This is a genomic window from Pseudomonas sp. 8(2025) (genome assembly GCF_052665325.1).
Genome location: NZ_JBQOIE010000003.1, coordinates 517,599 through 533,124, shown reverse-complemented (window position 1 = coordinate 533,124; position 15,526 = coordinate 517,599). Strand labels below are relative to the sequence as shown.

Genomic DNA, 15,526 nt, shown 5'->3' with positions numbered 1-15,526 from the left:
CACATGACGACCCATATTCAACGTTCGGCCCTTCTGCCCTATCCGGCGCAGTTCCTTTACGACCTGGTCAATGACGTGGCCCGGTACCCGGAGTTTCTGCCCTGGTGCTCGTCGGCCGAGGTGCTGGAAAGCAGCGAAGAGCGGATGCGCGCGAGCCTGGCGGTGGCCAAGGGCGGCATGAGCCAGCGCTTCGTTACCTGCAACAATCTGGTGCCGGGGCAGTCGATCGAGATGAATCTGGAGGAGGGGCCATTCAATCAGTTGCATGGCGTGTGGGTGTTCAAGCCGCTGGGCGAGAAGGCCTGCAAGATCAGCCTTGATCTGTCTTTCGATTATGCGGGGCCTTTGGTTCGAGCGACCTTGGGGCCGCTGTTCAACCAGGCGGCGAATACCCTGGTGGACGCTTTCTGCCAGCGGGCCAAGCAGTTGCATGGCTGAGCCGATGATTTCGATTGAGGTGGCCTACGCGGCTGTCGATCGCCAGGCGTTGATCAGTGTGCAGGTGCCCCAGGGGTCGACGCTGCGTGCAGCCTTGCAGGCTTCAGCCATCGGGCAGCAATTTCCCGAACTGGATCTGGCGGCTTGTCCGGTGGGGATCTTCGGCAAGCAGGTCAGTGACCCTGAACAGCATGTGATTCAGGCGGGGGATCGGATCGAGGTCTATCGCCCATTGCTGGCCGATCCGAAAGAGGTTCGGCGTCTGCGGGCGGCGAAAGCGGCCGAGGCACGCAAGCGCGAATCGTGATTGATGGTGGCAGGCAATAAAAAGCCCGGGCATGCCCGGGCTTTTTTATTTCGCCACAAATTATTCCGGCGAAGTATCCAGTGGTTCAGGCGTAGGAACTGGCACGGTTTTCACGCCATCCACGTCCTTCTGGATCTGGTCGAGCAGCGAGCCAGGCTTGGCTGGTTTCTCGGCTTTTGGTTTCTCGACGTTCTCGGCAGGCGCTGTCACGGTGTTGGCGCTGTCCTTGCCCAGCAGGGCTTCGTCGCGGCTTACACCCGGCATGAAGTCACCGGCCAAGCTGACCAACTGGTCGTTGCCGTTGAAGATCAGGCTCACGCGTTCCTGTTGGCGTTCACCACCACCAGGCTGCAGGCTGTAGAGATAATCCCAGCGATCGGCATGGAACGTGTCGGTCAACAGAGGGTTGCCCATGATAAACCGTACTTGCCGTCGGGTCATTCCGGGGCGCAACTGGTCTATCATGTCCTGCGTGACGACATTGCCCTGCTGGATGTCGATTTTGTAAACCCCGGGGAATGAACAACCGGCGAGTGCGAGCAGTCCCACGAAGGTGAAACTGGTTAGCAAGAGCTTGGTGTTTTGCATCGGTGGGCGACTTCCACTATCTTGGCTGGGACAACGTAAACCCCGATCATACCCGCATTAAGAGAAGCTGCGAAGCAGCATCGGCGAGAAAGCTGACCATGGTTGAAAATAGCGAACTACGTAAAGCCGGCCTCAAAGTGACTCTGCCACGAGTCAAAATTCTACAAATGCTCGATTCCACCGAGCAGCGGCACATGAGCGCCGAGGATGTCTACAAGGCGCTGATGGAAGCTGGTGAGGATGTGGGTCTGGCCACGGTTTACCGTGTACTGACTCAATTCGAAGCAGCCGGACTGGTGGTACGCCATAATTTTGATGGCGGTCACGCTGTATTCGAGCTGGCGGATGGCGGTCACCACGACCATATGGTCAACGTGGAGTCTGGTGAAGTGATCGAATTCTTCGACGAAGAAATCGAAAAGCTTCAGAAGGCGATTGTCGAAAAGCACGGTTTCGAGTTGGTGGATCACAATCTTGTGCTGTACGTGCGCAAGAAGAAGTAAGCCCCTCACGCGGCGTTTATCGTCGTGAAACGATCGAAGGCGACCCTAGGGTCGCCTTCGTGTTTTGCGCCTATATAAAAGAAGCGCTGAAGGTTCAGGCCTTGGCGGTCACCACCATTTTCTTGGCGTGGGCCAGAGACTCCTTGGTCAGGTCGATGCCGCCGAGCATCCGCGCCACCTCCTCGACCCTCTCATTCTTGCCCAGCTTGGATACTGCGGTATGAGTGGCATCGCTGCCGCGCACCTTGTGCACGAACAGATGCTGATGCCCCTGGGCGGCGACTTGCGGCAGGTGTGTCACGGTCAATACCTGGCCGCGTTCGCCGAGGCGGCGCAGCAGCTGGCCGACGATCTCGGCTGTCGGGCCGCCAATCCCCACGTCGACTTCGTCGAATACCAATGTGGGAACCCGCGAGGTCTGCGCGGTGATGACCTGGATCGCCAGGCTGATACGTGACAGCTCACCGCCGGACGCGACTTTCGCCAGGGCCTTGAGGGGTTGCCCAGGGTTGGCACTGACCAGCAGTTCCACCTGCTCCAGGCCGTTGGGCAGCAGTTCATCGCTGCTGTTGGCGCGCAGCTCGATGGTGAAGCGCCCTCCGGGCATGCCCAGGCGCTGGATTTCCTGCTCCACTGCGCTGGCCAGGCTGGTCGCGGCCTGCTGGCGCAACTGGCTCAGTTCCTGGGCTTTCTCCTGATAATGACGAGCGAAGGATTGCAGCTCTTCGCCCAGCCGTTCGATGGATTCGTCATTGGCGTCCAGAGTCTCGATTTCATCCAGCAGGGTTTGCTGCATGGCGGCGAGTTCGAAGGGCTGGATGCGATGCTTGCGCGCCAGGGTATAGATGGCGTCGAGGCGTTCTTCGAGTTGTTGCAGGCGTGCCGGATCTGCGTCGAAGTGGTCAAGGAAACGATTCAACTCGCCCACGGCTTCTTCGACCTGGATCTGCGCGCTGGCCAGTAGGTTGGTGGCCTCCCCCAGGGAGCCCGAGGAGTTGCCGATGCTCGACAGGCGGTTGAGGCTGACAGTCAGGGCGTTCAGGACATTGCCTGAATCACTTTCGCTGCATTGCTCCACCACCTGGCGGCAGATGCCCAGCAGTGTTTCGGCATTGGTCAGGTTCTTGTGCTCCTGCTCCAGCTGTTCGAGTTCATTTTCCCCGAGCCCCAGGTTTTCCAGTTCTTCGAGCTGGTAACTGAGCAGTTGATGGCGAGCGCGCTGCTCGTCGCCGGAGTTGGACAGGCGCTCCAGCTCCAGGCGGGTCTGGCGCCAGCGCTGCGCAGCCAGTTGCACCTGGCGCGCCAGGTCGGTTGCGCCGGCGTACTCGTCCAGCAGGCGCCTATGGGTATCGGTCTTGAGCAGCGACTGGTGTTCATGCTGGCTGTGGATATCGATCAGCAGTTCGCCCAGGGCTTTCAAGTCTCCGAGCGGGCAGGGCGTACCGTTGATATAGCCGCGGGAACGTCCTTCTGCCGTGATGACTCGACGCAGGATGCACGGGCCGTCGGTGTCCAGGTCGCGCTCGGCCAGCCAGGCGTGGGCCTCGGGGATATCCGCCAGATCGAAGGTGGCGAGGATATCGGCCTTGTCGGCTCCGGGGCGTACCACGCCGCTGTCGGCACGATCACCCAGGGTCAGGCCGAGCGCGTCGAGCATGATCGACTTGCCGGCACCGGTCTCGCCGGTAATGACGCTCATCCCGCGATCGAGTTCCAGATCCAGGTGTTCGACGATGGCGTAATTGTGTACGGACAGGTGCACCAGCATTAAGGCCGCTCCCAAACTAGATGTCTGGTTATTTATACAGTGTTTTGTTTCGGGCTGACAATGCTTTCCCTTAGCTCGATTTGCTTGGTCGTTCTGGCTTTTTAGTGCGCTCGGTAATGTCCACATACAGGATTTATCGGGTCGGAACGACTTTTGCTGTGGCTGCGGACTTGAACCTTGAAAATGCGACCCCATATAGCTGGGCAGAAGAGTGAGCCCGGCTCACAGACGATATTGAAAGGAGAATTTCATGGCTGACGAACAGACGCTGGATACGCAAAATCTAGACGCCAATCAGGCTCCCGAGGCATCGGGTGATGACCTGGCGGCTCGTGTACAAGTGCTCGAAGAGCAACTGGCTGGCGCGCAGGATCAGGCTTTGCGTGTTGCTGCCGATCTGCAGAACGTCCGCCGCCGCGCTGAGCAGGACGTGGAGAAAGCTCACAAATTCGCGCTGGAGAAGTTTGCCGGCGACCTGCTGCCGGTGATCGACAGCCTGGAACGTGGCCTGGAGCTGTCCAACCCGGACGACGAAAGCATCCGCCCGATGCGTGAAGGCATCGAGCTGACCTTGAAGATGTTCCACGACACCCTCAAGCGTTATCAGCTGGAAGCCATCGATCCACACGGCGAACCCTTCAACGCTGAACAGCATCAGGCCATGGCCATGCAGGAAAGCGCGGATGTCGAGCCGAACAGTGTTCTGAAAGTGTTCCAGAAGGGCTACCAGCTCAACGGTCGCCTGCTGCGCCCGGCCATGGTCGTGGTCAGCAAGGCTCCTGCACCGGTTTCGCCTTCGATTGACGAAAAGGCTTGAAAACGGCTGTAGAGCCCCCATTTATCAGTCAAGCGTTTAAGTGCTACCGCAGTTTGCCACCACAGCTGCGGCATCCAAATCCAAAGTTTCGGGAGAGTTAACATGGGCAAGATTATCGGTATTGACTTGGGGACCACCAACTCGTGCGTCTCCATTCTTGAAAACGGCAACGTAAAAGTTATCGAAAACGCTGAAGGCGCGCGTACCACGCCGTCGATCATCGCGTACGCCAACGATGGCGAAATCCTGGTAGGTCAGTCGGCCAAGCGTCAGGCTGTCACCAACCCGCACAACACCCTGTACGCAGTAAAGCGTCTGATCGGTCGTCGCTTCGACGAAGAAGTTGTGCAGAAAGACATCCAGATGGTCCCTTACAAGATCGTCAAGGCTGACAACAACGACGCCTGGGTTGAAGTGAACGGCCAGAAAATGGCTCCGCCACAAATCTCGGCTGAAATCCTCAAGAAAATGAAGAAGACCGCCGAAGACTACCTCGGCGAAGCCGTGACCGAAGCGGTCATCACTGTTCCGGCCTACTTCAACGACAGCCAGCGCCAGGCGACCAAAGACGCCGGCCGCATCGCAGGCCTGGACGTCAAACGTATCATCAACGAACCAACCGCAGCCGCTCTGGCCTACGGTATGGACAAGGCCAAGGGCGATCACACCGTGATCGTTTACGACCTGGGCGGTGGTACTTTCGACGTTTCGGTGATCGAAATCGCTGAAGTCGATGGCGAGCACCAGTTCGAAGTGCTGGCCACCAACGGTGACACCTTCCTCGGTGGTGAAGACTTCGACATCCGCTTGATCGACTACCTGGTTGATGAGTTCAAGAAAGAAAGCGGCATGAACCTCAAGGGTGACCCGCTGGCCATGCAGCGCCTGAAAGAAGCTGCCGAGAAAGCCAAGATCGAGCTGTCCTCGAGCCAGCAGACCGACGTCAACCTGCCGTACATCACTGCAGATGCCACCGGTCCTAAGCACCTGAACGTGAAGATTTCCCGCGCCAAGCTGGAGTCGCTGGTTGAAGACCTGGTTCAGCGCACCATCGAGCCTTGCCGTATCGCGCTCAAAGACGCCGGTATCGACGTGGGTTCGATCAACGACGTGATCCTGGTCGGCGGCCAGACCCGTATGCCGCTGGTACAGAAGACCGTAACCGACTTCTTCGGTAAGGAAGCCCGCAAGGACGTCAACCCGGACGAAGCTGTTGCCATGGGTGCTGCCATCCAGGGTGCGGTACTGGCCGGCGACGTGAAAGACGTACTGCTGCTGGACGTCAGCCCGCTGACCCTGGGTATCGAAACCATGGGTGGCGTGATGACCGCGCTGATCGAGAAAAACACCACGATTCCTACCAAGAAATCCCAAGTGTTCTCGACTGCCGACGACAACCAGGGCGCAGTGACCATTCACGTACTGCAGGGCGAGCGCAAGCAAGCCGCGCAGAACAAGTCCCTGGGCAAGTTCGACCTGGCCGACATTCCACCAGCTCCACGTGGCGTGCCGCAGATCGAAGTGACCTTCGACATCGATGCCAACGGCATCCTGCACGTAGGTGCGAAGGACAAGGCTACCGGCAAGACTCAGTCGATCGTGATCAAGGCCAACTCGGGTCTGTCGGATGAAGAGATCCAGCAGATGATCCGTGACGCGGAAGCCAACTCGGAAGAGGATCGCAAGTTCGAAGAGCTGGCCACTGCCCGTAACCAGGGTGACGCGTTGGTGCACTCGACTCGCAAGATGGTGGCTGACGCCGGCGACAAAGTGACTGCGGAAGAGAAGACCGCGATCGAAGCTGCCGTGGTTGCCCTGGAAGCCGCTGTCAAAGGCGACGACAAGGCCGCCATCGACGCTAAGGTCGAAGAGCTGTCGAAAGTCTCGGCCCCGGTTGCCCAGAAGATGTACGCCGAACAGGCTCAGCCTGCAGAAGGCGCGGCACCGCACGCCGAGTCCGCTGAAAAAGCCGACGATGTCGTCGACGCCGAGTTCGAAGAAGTAAAAGACCACAAGTAATGGCTTGTTGGTCGGCCGGTTGACTGCCTTTGGGCGGTGACTGGTAGGATGTCGCCGCGCGGGAGCTTGCTCCCGCGTTGGCGTGTCTGGAGTCAGCGAAATTTTGACGGCGTACAAGCTCCGTTTGTGCGCTGGCGGTCGGGTCGGAGAAGCTCCTGCTTTCCGGCTGTGATGACCGCAATGGTCGGCCCGCAACCGGGTTGGCTTTCCAAGACCAGGATCGTTGAATTGACGTGAGTTGGGTCCGGGCCTGTATTGGGGCTCAGCGAGTTTGGCAGAGCTCAGGAGGGTTTGCCGGACGTCCTTAAGAGTGCAAAGACTTATGGCAAAGCGTGACTATTACGAAGTGTTGGGTGTGGAGCGTGGCTCCAGCGATGCGGAGCTGAAAAAGGCTTACCGTCGCTTGGCGATGAAGCATCACCCGGACCGTAATCCCGGCGACAAAGCGTCGGAAGACATGTTCAAGGAGGCCAACGAGGCCTACGAAGTACTGTCCGATTCCAGCAAGCGTGCCGCGTATGACCAGTACGGCCACGCTGGTGTCGACCCGAGCATGGGTGGCGGGGGTGCCGGCTTCGGCGGGCAGAACTTCTCCGATATCTTCGGTGACGTGTTCAGTGATTTCTTCGGTGGCGGTCGCGGCGGTTCCCGTGGCGGTGCGCAACGCGGCAGCGACCTGCGTTACACCCTGGAGTTGAACCTGGAAGAGGCGGTGCGTGGCACCACGGTGAATATCCGTGTGCCGACACTGGTCAACTGCAAGCCATGCGATGGTTCGGGCGCCAAGAAGGGGTCTTCCCCTGTCACTTGTCCGACCTGTGGCGGTATTGGTCAGGTGCGCATGCAGCAGGGTTTCTTCTCGGTGCAGCAGACCTGCCCGCGCTGCCATGGCCAGGGCAAGATCATTTCCGATCCGTGCGATTCCTGCCACGGCGAAGGTCGGGTCGAAGAGTACAAGACGCTGTCGGTGAAAGTGCCGGCAGGGGTTGATACCGGCGACCGTATTCGCCTGTCCGGCGAAGGCGAGGCGGGGACCCAGGGTGGTCCGACTGGCGACCTGTATGTGGTGATCAATGTGCGCGAGCACGCGATCTTCCAGCGTGACGGCAAGCACCTGTTCTGCGAAGTGCCTATCAGCTTCGTTGATGCGGCGCTGGGTGGCGAGCTGGAGATTCCGACCCTGGATGGTCGGGTCAAGCTGAAGATCCCAGAGGGAACCCAGACCGGCAAGCAGTTCCGGATTCGTGGCAAGGGCGTTGCTCCCGTGCGTGGCGGCGGTGCCGGCGACCTGATGTGCCGGGTTGCGGTGGAGACGCCAGTGAACCTGAGTCGTCGTCAGCGCGAGCTGCTGGAAGAGTTGCGTGGTTCGCTGGACGACGACAATTCTCACTCGCCGAAAACTACCGGCTGGTTCGAGGGCGTCAAGCGCTTCTTCGGCGACCTGTAAGGAGTAACGCATGCGACGTATAGCAGTGATGGGCGCCGCTGGGCGCATGGGCAAGACCCTGGTCGAGGCCGTGCAACTGCGTTCGCCGCTCTCCGGGCTGACCGCGGCGATCGTGCGTCCGGGCAGTTCTCTGGTGGGGGCGGATGCGGGTGAGCTGGCATCCCTGGGGCGTCTTGGCGTGCCGATGTCCGACAGCCTGGAGAAGGTGGTTGATGAGTTCGATGTACTGATCGACTTCACCTTGCCGGAAGTGATGCTCAAGAACTTGGCGTTCTGCCGCAAGGCAGGCAAGGCCATGGTGATCGGTACCACCGGCCTGGGTGCCAGGGAAAAGCAATTGCTGGCCGAGGCGGGCAAGGAGATTCCGATCGTCTTCGCTGCCAACTTCAGTGTTGGGGTCAACCTGTCGCTGAAGCTGCTGGATATGGCGGCTCGGGTGCTGGGTGATGATGCGGATATCGAGATCATCGAGGCGCATCACCGACACAAGATCGATGCGCCATCGGGCACCGCCCTGCGCATGGGTGAGGTGATCGCCAGCGCTCTGGGGCGCGATCTGCAGCAGGTCGCGGTGTATGGTCGTGAAGGCCATACCGGCGCCCGTGAGCGTGAAACCATCGGCTTCGCCACGGTTCGTGGTGGCGATGTGGTGGGGGATCACACCGTGCTGTTTGCCACTGAGGGCGAGCGCCTGGAGATTACCCACAAGGCCTCCAGTCGCATGACCTTCGCCAAGGGCGCGGTGCGTGCCGCGCTGTGGCTGGACGGGCGCGAGGCCGGCCTATACGACATGCAGGATGTGCTGGATCTGCGTTGAGATGCATCTGAAGTGGGGTTGAGGCTGTCCTTCAACCCCACTTCGTACCGCTAGGCGATGTTCTGTCGCATTCCTCTGCCTTTAGGGCTCATTAGCGGTGGACCGAAAAAGCCTTTTTCTGTAAGCTACAGCTTTAGTGTGTCCACTAAAAGCGCGCAGATAATTCGACGAAGAAGCGGGGTGACGTGTCTATACGTCATTCCGCTTTTTTGCAACCTGCGATCGCCCTTTCAGGCTCTATTTACGGGAGGTCTTCTTGACTAAGCCAGCCATACTCGCCCTTGCTGATGGCAGCATTTTTCGTGGCGAAGCCATTGGAGCCGACGGTCAAACCGTTGGTGAGGTGGTGTTCAACACCGCAATGACCGGCTATCAGGAAATCCTTACCGATCCTTCCTACGCCCAGCAAATCGTTACCCTGACTTATCCCCACATCGGCAACACCGGCACCACGCCGGAAGATGCCGAGTCCGACCGTGTGTGGTCGGCCGGCCTGGTCATCCGTGACCTGCCGCTGGTAGCCAGCAACTGGCGTAACACCCTGTCTCTGTCCGATTACCTGAAAGCCAACAACGTGGTGGCGATCGCTGGTATCGACACCCGTCGCCTGACCCGCATCCTGCGTGAGAAAGGTGCACAGAACGGCTGCATCATGGCCGGTGACAACATTTCCGAAGAAGCGGCGATCGCTGCAGCGCGCGGCTTCCCTGGCCTCAAAGGCATGGACCTGGCGAAAGTCGTCAGCACCAAGGAAAGCTACGAGTGGCGTTCGACTGTCTGGGATCTGAAGACCGACAGCCACGCCACCATCGAGGCTTCCGAGCTGCCGTATCACGTGGTTGCCTACGACTACGGGGTCAAGCTGAATATCCTGCGCATGCTGGTGGAGCGCGGTTGCCGCGTCACCGTGGTGCCTGCCCAGACCCCAGCGAGCGATGTGCTGGCTCTCAAGCCTGACGGTGTGTTCCTGTCCAACGGCCCAGGTGACCCCGAGCCTTGCGACTACGCCATCAAGGCGATCAAGGAAATCCTCGAAACCGAGATTCCGGTGTTCGGCATCTGCCTGGGTCACCAACTGCTGGCCCTGGCCTCTGGTGCCAAGACCCTGAAAATGGGCCACGGCCACCACGGTGCCAACCACCCGGTGCAGGATCTGGACAGCGGCGTGGTCATGATCACCAGCCAGAACCACGGTTTTGCGGTGGATGAAGCCACGCTGCCGGGCAACGTCCGGGCGATCCACAAGTCGCTGTTCGACGGCACCCTGCAGGGTATCGAGCGTACCGACAAGAGCGCGTTCAGCTTCCAGGGCCACCCGGAAGCCAGCCCGGGCCCGAACGATGTGGCGCCGCTGTTCGACCGCTTCATCAACGAGATGGCCAAGCGACGCTAAGCGCTCGCCTTGAAAGTGTAGCGAGCAGCGCTTGAGGGCGGCCCCGGCAAATCCGGCGGAACCCCTCGGGCGCCTCAGAGAATGTTCAAGACGGCTTGCCGACTGACCTGCGGATTTGAGTGACAACCCATGCCAAAACGTACAGACATTAAAAGCATCCTGATTCTTGGCGCTGGCCCGATCGTGATCGGCCAGGCCTGCGAATTCGACTACTCCGGCGCCCAGGCTTGCAAGGCCCTGCGCGAAGAGGGTTACCGGGTCATCCTGGTGAACTCCAACCCGGCCACCATCATGACCGACCCGGCCATGGCCGACGCCACCTACATCGAGCCGATCAAGTGGCAGACCGTTGCCAAGATCATCGAGAAAGAGCGTCCGGACGCGCTGCTGCCGACCATGGGCGGCCAGACTGCGCTGAACTGCGCCCTGGACCTGGAGCGTGAAGGCGTCCTGGAGAAGTTCGGCGTAGAGATGATCGGCGCCAACGCCGACACCATCGACAAGGCTGAAGACCGTTCGCGCTTCGACGCTGCCATGAAGTCCATCGGCCTGGCGTGCCCGCGCTCCGGTATTGCCCACAGCATGGAAGAGGCCAATGCGGTCCTCGACAAGCTGGGCTTCCCTTGCATCATCCGTCCATCCTTCACCATGGGTGGCACCGGTGGTGGCATCGCCTACAACCGTGAAGAGTTCGAAGAGATCTGCGCCCGCGGTCTGGACCTGTCGCCGACCAAGGAACTGCTGATCGACGAATCCCTGATCGGCTGGAAAGAGTACGAGATGGAGGTGGTCCGCGATAAGAAGGACAACTGCATCATCGTCTGCTCCATCGAGAACTTCGACCCGATGGGCGTGCACACCGGTGACTCCATCACCGTGGCTCCGGCGCAGACCCTGACCGACAAGGAATACCAGATCCTGCGTAACGCCTCCCTGGCGGTGCTGCGCGAGATCGGTGTGGAAACTGGCGGTTCCAACGTGCAGTTCGGTATCTGCCCGAACACTGGCCGCATGGTCGTGATCGAGATGAACCCGCGGGTATCCCGTTCCTCGGCGCTGGCTTCGAAAGCCACCGGTTTCCCGATCGCCAAGGTCGCGGCCAAGCTGGCTGTCGGCTACACCCTGGACGAGCTGTCCAACGATATTACCGGCGGCAAGACCCCGGCGTCCTTCGAGCCGTCCATCGACTACGTCGTGACCAAGCTGCCACGCTTCGCCTTCGAGAAGTTCTCCAAGGCCGACGCGCGCCTGACCACCCAGATGAAGTCGGTGGGTGAGGTCATGGCTATCGGTCGGACCTTCCAGGAATCCCTGCAGAAAGCCCTGCGCGGTCTGGAAGTGGGCGTTTGCGGCCTGGATCCCAAGCTCGACCTGAGCAATCCGGAAAGCATGAACGTGCTCAAGCGCGAACTGACCGTGCCCGGCGCCGAGCGTATCTGGTACGTGGCTGATGCCTTCCGTGCCGGCATGACCGTCGAGCAGATCTTCGGCATGAACATGATCGATCCTTGGTTCCTGGTGCAGATCGAAGACCTGATCAAGGAAGAAGAGAAGGTCAAGACCCTGGGCCTGTCGGCCATCGACCGCGACCTGATGTTCCGCCTCAAGCGCAAAGGCTTCTCCGATCAGCGTCTGGCCAAGTTGCTGGGCGTGACCGAGAAGAACCTGCGCACACATCGTCAGAAGCTGGAAGTGTTCCCGGTCTACAAGCGCGTCGACACCTGCGCCGCCGAGTTCGCCACCGACACCGCGTACCTGTACTCGACTTATGAAGAAGAGTGCGAAGCCGCACCTTCGACCCGCGACAAGATCATGATTCTGGGCGGTGGTCCAAACCGTATCGGCCAGGGCATCGAGTTCGACTACTGCTGCGTACACGCCGCCCTGGCGCTGCGCGACGATGGTTACGAAACCATCATGGTCAACTGCAACCCGGAAACCGTTTCCACCGACTACGACACTTCGGATCGCCTGTACTTCGAGCCAGTGACCCTGGAAGACGTGCTGGAAATCGTCCGTGTCGAGAAGCCAAAAGGCGTGATCGTGCAGTACGGCGGCCAGACTCCGCTGAAACTGGCTCGTGCCCTGGAAGCCGCCGGCGTGCCGATCATCGGCACCAGCCCAGACGCTATCGACCGCGCCGAAGACCGTGAGCGCTTCCAGCAGATGGTCGAACGCCTGAATCTGCGTCAGCCACCAAACGCTACCGTGCGCAGCGAAGACGAAGCAATTCGTGCCGCCGCCAAGATCGGTTACCCGCTGGTGGTGCGTCCGTCCTACGTGCTGGGCGGCCGGGCGATGGAAATCGTCTACGAGGAAGATGAGCTCAAGCGCTACTTGCGCGAAGCGGTGCAAGTGTCCAACGACAGCCCGGTGCTGCTGGATCACTTCCTCAACTGCGCCATTGAAATGGACGTGGATGCGGTCTGCGACGGCACCGACGTAGTGATCGGCGCCATCATGCAGCACATCGAGCAGGCTGGCGTTCACTCCGGTGACTCTGCGTGCTCGCTGCCGCCGTACTCGCTGCCGGCGCACATCCAGGACGAGATGCGCGAGCAGGTCAAGAAAATGGCCCTGGAGCTGGGTGTGGTTGGCCTGATGAACGTGCAGCTGGCCCTGCAGGGCGATCAGATCTACGTCATCGAAGTGAACCCGCGCGCTTCCCGGACCGTGCCGTTCGTTTCCAAGTGCATCGGTGTCTCCCTGGCGATGATCGCTGCTCGTGTGATGGCCGGTAAGACCCTGAAAGAGCTGGGCTTCACCAAGGAAATCATTCCGAACTTCTACAGCGTCAAGGAAGCGGTATTCCCGTTTGCCAAGTTCCCGGGCGTCGACCCGATCCTCGGCCCAGAGATGAAGTCCACCGGTGAAGTGATGGGCGTGGGCGACACCTTCGGCGAAGCCTTTGCCAAGGCCCAGATGGGTGCCAGCGAAGTGCTGCCGACCGGCGGTACTGCGTTCATCAGCGTGCGCGACGATGACAAGCCTCTGGTTGCAGGCGTGGCCCGTGATCTGATCAACTTGGGCTTCGAAGTGGTCGCTACTGCGGGCACCGCCAAGCTGATCGAGGCGGCCGGCCTGAAGGTGCGTCGTGTGAACAAGGTGACTGAAGGTCGTCCGCATGTAGTCGATATGATCAAGAACGACGAAGTCACTCTGATCATCAACACCACCGAAGGCCGTCAGTCGATTGCTGACTCTTATTCCATTCGTCGTAACGCCTTGCAGCACAAGATCTACTGCACCACCACCATTGCTGCTGGCGAAGCTATCTGTGAAGCGTTGAAGTTCGGTCCGGAAAAGACCGTGCGTCGCTTGCAGGATCTACACGCAGGATTGAAGGCATGAATAAATACCCAATGACCGTCCAGGGCGCGCGCGCCCTGGAAGAAGAGCATGCTCACCTGACCAAGGTCGTGCGTCCGAAGCTCAGCCAGGACATCGGTACGGCCCGCGAGTTGGGTGACCTGAAGGAAAACGCCGAATACCATGCTGCTCGCGAACAGCAGGGCATGGTAGAGGCGCGGATCCGCGATATTGAAGGCCGCCTGCAGAACTCGGTGGTCATCGATGTCACGACCATTCCCCATACCGGCAAGGTGATCTTTGGCACCACGGTAGAAATCGCCAACGTCGAAACTGACGAAAGCGTCACCTACCAGATCGTGGGTGAGGACGAGGCTGACATCAAACTCGGTAAAATTTCCGTCGGCTCGCCGATCGCTCGCGCCTTGATTGCCAAGGAAGAGGGTGATGTGGTGGCGGTCAAAACGCCTGGTGGCGTTATCGAGTACGAGATTGTCGAAGTCCGTCACATCTGAAAGAAGGCGCCCGCTGCACGCGGGCGCCATGCTTTGGCAGCTGGCCCAGATGTTGTGGGTCGGCGGCTTGTGGTTGTTGCATCTCGGCTTGCTGCCCGCCCTGGGGCAGATTGGCCTTGCCCCCTTGCTGATCGAAGAAATCTCGTCGCTGCTCAGTGCGTTGCTGGTAGGTTTTTCGGCGGCGTGCCTGGTCCTGCAGATACTGGTATTGATCCAGTCCGAAGGGCTGAGGAGCTTGTGGCGGGATATTCGGGGGCAACTGCTATTGATGGCGATGTATGCGTGTGCGATGTATTTCGTCGTACGCATCTTGTTGCCGGAAGCTCAGCGCTGGCAGTTGTTCAGCTATCTGGTCCTGGGTTTTTCCGGGCTGGTACTGGTGTTGCAGCCAGTGCCGGGATGGGGTGGCAGGGTGCGCCAGGCACACCCTTGACCCGAGTCGACGTCAGTGGAAACGATGGACGTTCGACAATTGCTTGTTTACCTTGGCGTTCTTGCGGTAGATCAGCGCCATCTTGCCGATGACCTGCACCAGATCCGCTTTGCCGGCCTTGCACAATTGGGCAATGGCTTCCAGGCGCGACTCGCGCTCGAGGATGTTGAGCTTGATCTTGATCAGCTCGTGATCGCTCAAGGCGCGTTCAAGTTCGGCTAATACACCTTCGGTCAAACCGTTGTCAGCCACAGTCAATACTGGTTTCAGATGGTGGCCAATGGATTTGTACTGTTTCTTCTGCTCTTGAGTGAGCGGCATAATCTGACCCCTGCGTCTGATCTTGTAAAAAGCGGCGGCCAGTTTACCCGAGCGAGTCCGGGACCGCCCAGTTAATCACGACCCGTTTTATTTTGAGGTGGCCCGTGGCCCGTTCCAAAACTAGCCATAACTGGCTGAAAGAGCACTTCAACGACCCATTCGTCAAAATGGCGCAAAAAGATGGGTACCGTTCCCGTGCCAGCTACAAACTGCTGGAGATCCAGGAAAAGGACCGCCTTATCCGTCCTGGCATGAGTGTTATCGACCTGGGGGCCGCCCCTGGTGGCTGGTCGCAGGTGACCAGTCGTCTGATTGGTGGCCAGGGGCGCCTAATTGCCTCGGACATCCTGGAAATGGACAGCATTCCCGATGTGACCTTTATTCAAGGGGACTTCACTGAGGATGCAGTACTGGCGCAGATCCTCGAGGCGGTTGGAAATTCTGAAGTTGACCTTGTGATTTCCGATATGGCCCCCAATATGAGTGGGTTAGCAGCCGTGGATATGCCGCGAGCGATGTTCCTGTGCGAGTTGGCGCTGGATCTTGCAGGTCGGGTCTTGCGTCCAGGTGGTGATTTTCTGATCAAGATCTTCCAGGGTGAAGGCTTCGATGAGTACCACAAGAGCGTGCGGCAGATGTTCGAGAAAGTGCAGATGCGCAAACCGTCATCATCTCGTGACCGTTCTCGGGAGCAATACTTGCTGGGTCGCGGCTTCCGTGGTCGTAGTGAGTAAGTAAGAGTTTTGACTGGGGTGATAGGATTTTCGTATTTCGCCCCGTCAGATTAAGCGCATATTGTGTAGTCTAAGTTTCACATAGGGTTACAGACAGCGCCTGCCAGAGCTGTAGGT

15 protein-coding genes are annotated in these 15,526 nt (G+C 59.4%); 12 read left to right on the top strand and 3 right to left on the bottom strand.

The window, feature by feature from the left end:
* The first annotated feature begins 3 nt into the window (after positions 1 to 3).
* Positions 4 to 438: a type II toxin-antitoxin system RatA family toxin gene (locus tag ACUXVH_RS09275; protein WP_011059182.1), complete on the top strand. Its 435-nt coding sequence runs from the start codon at positions 4 to 6 to the stop codon at positions 436 to 438.
* On the top strand, positions 431 to 745 hold the full coding sequence (locus ACUXVH_RS09270) for an RnfH family protein (RefSeq protein WP_053149012.1): 315 nt from the start codon (positions 431 to 433) through the stop codon (positions 743 to 745). The genes ACUXVH_RS09275 and ACUXVH_RS09270 overlap by 8 nt, the downstream gene beginning before the upstream one ends.
* 60 nt (positions 746 to 805) lie before the next feature.
* On the opposite strand, the gene ACUXVH_RS09265 is transcribed toward ACUXVH_RS09270, so the two are convergent.
* Positions 806 to 1,333, bottom strand: a complete 528-nt coding sequence (locus ACUXVH_RS09265) for an outer membrane protein assembly factor BamE (protein ID WP_011059184.1) — start codon at positions 1,331 to 1,333, stop codon at positions 806 to 808.
* A 98-nt stretch (positions 1,334 to 1,431) separates the two neighbouring features.
* Between ACUXVH_RS09265 and fur the strand changes: the two genes are divergently transcribed.
* Positions 1,432 to 1,836, top strand: a complete 405-nt coding sequence (fur, locus tag ACUXVH_RS09260; protein WP_011059185.1) for a ferric iron uptake transcriptional regulator — start codon at positions 1,432 to 1,434, stop codon at positions 1,834 to 1,836.
* A gap of 94 nt (positions 1,837 to 1,930) precedes the next feature.
* Here the strand turns inward: fur and recN are convergent, their stop codons facing one another.
* Positions 1,931 to 3,604 (bottom strand): DNA repair protein RecN, encoded by a 1,674-nt coding sequence (recN, locus tag ACUXVH_RS09255; protein WP_011059186.1) that lies wholly within the window; start codon positions 3,602 to 3,604, stop codon positions 1,931 to 1,933.
* Between the two features lie 250 nt (positions 3,605 to 3,854).
* Here recN and grpE point away from each other — a divergent pair, with 250 nt between their 5' ends.
* The 8 genes from grpE to ACUXVH_RS09215 all read left to right on the top strand — a co-directional run bounded on the left by grpE (position 3,855) and on the right by ACUXVH_RS09215 (position 14,354).
* A complete protein-coding gene (gene grpE / locus ACUXVH_RS09250; protein ID WP_011059187.1) occupies positions 3,855 to 4,421 on the top strand; it encodes a nucleotide exchange factor GrpE in 567 nt (188 codons plus the stop codon).
* Between the two features lie 102 nt (positions 4,422 to 4,523).
* On the top strand, positions 4,524 to 6,440 hold the full coding sequence (dnaK, locus tag ACUXVH_RS09245) for a molecular chaperone DnaK (protein ID WP_011059188.1): 1,917 nt from the start codon (positions 4,524 to 4,526) through the stop codon (positions 6,438 to 6,440).
* Positions 6,441 to 6,762: 322 nt separating this feature from the next.
* Complete coding sequence (gene dnaJ, locus ACUXVH_RS09240; protein WP_015634112.1) at positions 6,763 to 7,887, top strand: molecular chaperone DnaJ; 1,125 nt, start codon at positions 6,763 to 6,765, stop codon at positions 7,885 to 7,887.
* Positions 7,888 to 7,897: 10 nt separating this feature from the next.
* Entirely contained in the window at positions 7,898 to 8,704 is an 807-nt protein-coding gene (gene dapB / locus ACUXVH_RS09235; RefSeq protein ID WP_011059190.1) for a 4-hydroxy-tetrahydrodipicolinate reductase, read from the top strand.
* Between the two features lie 256 nt (positions 8,705 to 8,960).
* The gene (gene carA, locus ACUXVH_RS09230; protein ID WP_011059191.1) at positions 8,961 to 10,097 is read left to right on the top strand and encodes a glutamine-hydrolyzing carbamoyl-phosphate synthase small subunit; all 1,137 of its coding nucleotides are present in this window, start codon (positions 8,961 to 8,963) and stop codon (positions 10,095 to 10,097) included.
* 129 nt (positions 10,098 to 10,226) lie between these two features.
* On the top strand, positions 10,227 to 13,448 hold the full coding sequence (gene carB, locus ACUXVH_RS09225; RefSeq protein WP_011059192.1) for a carbamoyl-phosphate synthase large subunit: 3,222 nt from the start codon (positions 10,227 to 10,229) through the stop codon (positions 13,446 to 13,448).
* Positions 13,445 to 13,921 carry a transcription elongation factor GreA gene (gene greA, locus ACUXVH_RS09220; RefSeq protein ID WP_011059193.1) on the top strand — a complete coding sequence of 159 codons (477 nt, stop codon included), beginning with the start codon at positions 13,445 to 13,447 and terminating at the stop codon, positions 13,919 to 13,921. The genes carB and greA overlap by 4 nt, the downstream gene beginning before the upstream one ends.
* Before the next feature lie 28 nt (positions 13,922 to 13,949).
* On the top strand, positions 13,950 to 14,354 hold the full coding sequence (locus ACUXVH_RS09215; protein WP_011059194.1) for a hypothetical protein: 405 nt from the start codon (positions 13,950 to 13,952) through the stop codon (positions 14,352 to 14,354).
* Positions 14,355 to 14,366: 12 nt separating this feature from the next.
* On the opposite strand, the gene ACUXVH_RS09210 is transcribed toward ACUXVH_RS09215, so the two are convergent.
* A complete protein-coding gene (locus ACUXVH_RS09210) occupies positions 14,367 to 14,675 on the bottom strand; it encodes a YhbY family RNA-binding protein (protein WP_015634115.1) in 309 nt (102 codons plus the stop codon).
* 104 nt (positions 14,676 to 14,779) lie between these two features.
* On the opposite strand from ACUXVH_RS09210, the gene rlmE reads away from it, so the two are divergent.
* Positions 14,780 to 15,409: a 23S rRNA (uridine(2552)-2'-O)-methyltransferase RlmE gene (gene rlmE, locus ACUXVH_RS09205; protein WP_011059196.1), complete on the top strand. Its 630-nt coding sequence runs from the start codon at positions 14,780 to 14,782 to the stop codon at positions 15,407 to 15,409.
* The last annotated feature ends 117 nt before the right edge of the window (positions 15,410 to 15,526 follow it).

Excerpts from the sequence above, each read along its gene's own strand:
- ACUXVH_RS09275 (WP_011059182.1), top strand. The coding sequence starts at position 4 with ATGACGACCCATATTCAACGTTCGGCCCTTCTGCCCTATCCGGCGCAG.
- ACUXVH_RS09270 (WP_053149012.1), top strand. The coding sequence starts at position 431 with ATGGCTGAGCCGATGATTTCGATTGAGGTGGCCTACGCGGCTGTCGAT.
- ACUXVH_RS09265 (WP_011059184.1), bottom strand. The coding sequence starts at position 1,333 with ATGCAAAACACCAAGCTCTTGCTAACCAGTTTCACCTTCGTGGGACTG.
- fur (WP_011059185.1), top strand. The coding sequence starts at position 1,432 with ATGGTTGAAAATAGCGAACTACGTAAAGCCGGCCTCAAAGTGACTCTG.
- recN (WP_011059186.1), bottom strand. The coding sequence starts at position 3,604 with ATGCTGGTGCACCTGTCCGTACACAATTACGCCATCGTCGAACACCTG.
- grpE (WP_011059187.1), top strand. The coding sequence starts at position 3,855 with ATGGCTGACGAACAGACGCTGGATACGCAAAATCTAGACGCCAATCAG.
- dnaK (WP_011059188.1), top strand. The coding sequence starts at position 4,524 with ATGGGCAAGATTATCGGTATTGACTTGGGGACCACCAACTCGTGCGTC.
- dnaJ (WP_015634112.1), top strand. The coding sequence starts at position 6,763 with ATGGCAAAGCGTGACTATTACGAAGTGTTGGGTGTGGAGCGTGGCTCC.
- dapB (WP_011059190.1), top strand. The coding sequence starts at position 7,898 with ATGCGACGTATAGCAGTGATGGGCGCCGCTGGGCGCATGGGCAAGACC.
- carB (WP_011059192.1), top strand. The coding sequence starts at position 10,227 with ATGCCAAAACGTACAGACATTAAAAGCATCCTGATTCTTGGCGCTGGC.
- greA (WP_011059193.1), top strand. The coding sequence starts at position 13,445 with ATGAATAAATACCCAATGACCGTCCAGGGCGCGCGCGCCCTGGAAGAA.
- ACUXVH_RS09215 (WP_011059194.1), top strand. The coding sequence starts at position 13,950 with ATGCTTTGGCAGCTGGCCCAGATGTTGTGGGTCGGCGGCTTGTGGTTG.
- ACUXVH_RS09210 (WP_015634115.1), bottom strand. The coding sequence starts at position 14,675 with ATGCCGCTCACTCAAGAGCAGAAGAAACAGTACAAATCCATTGGCCAC.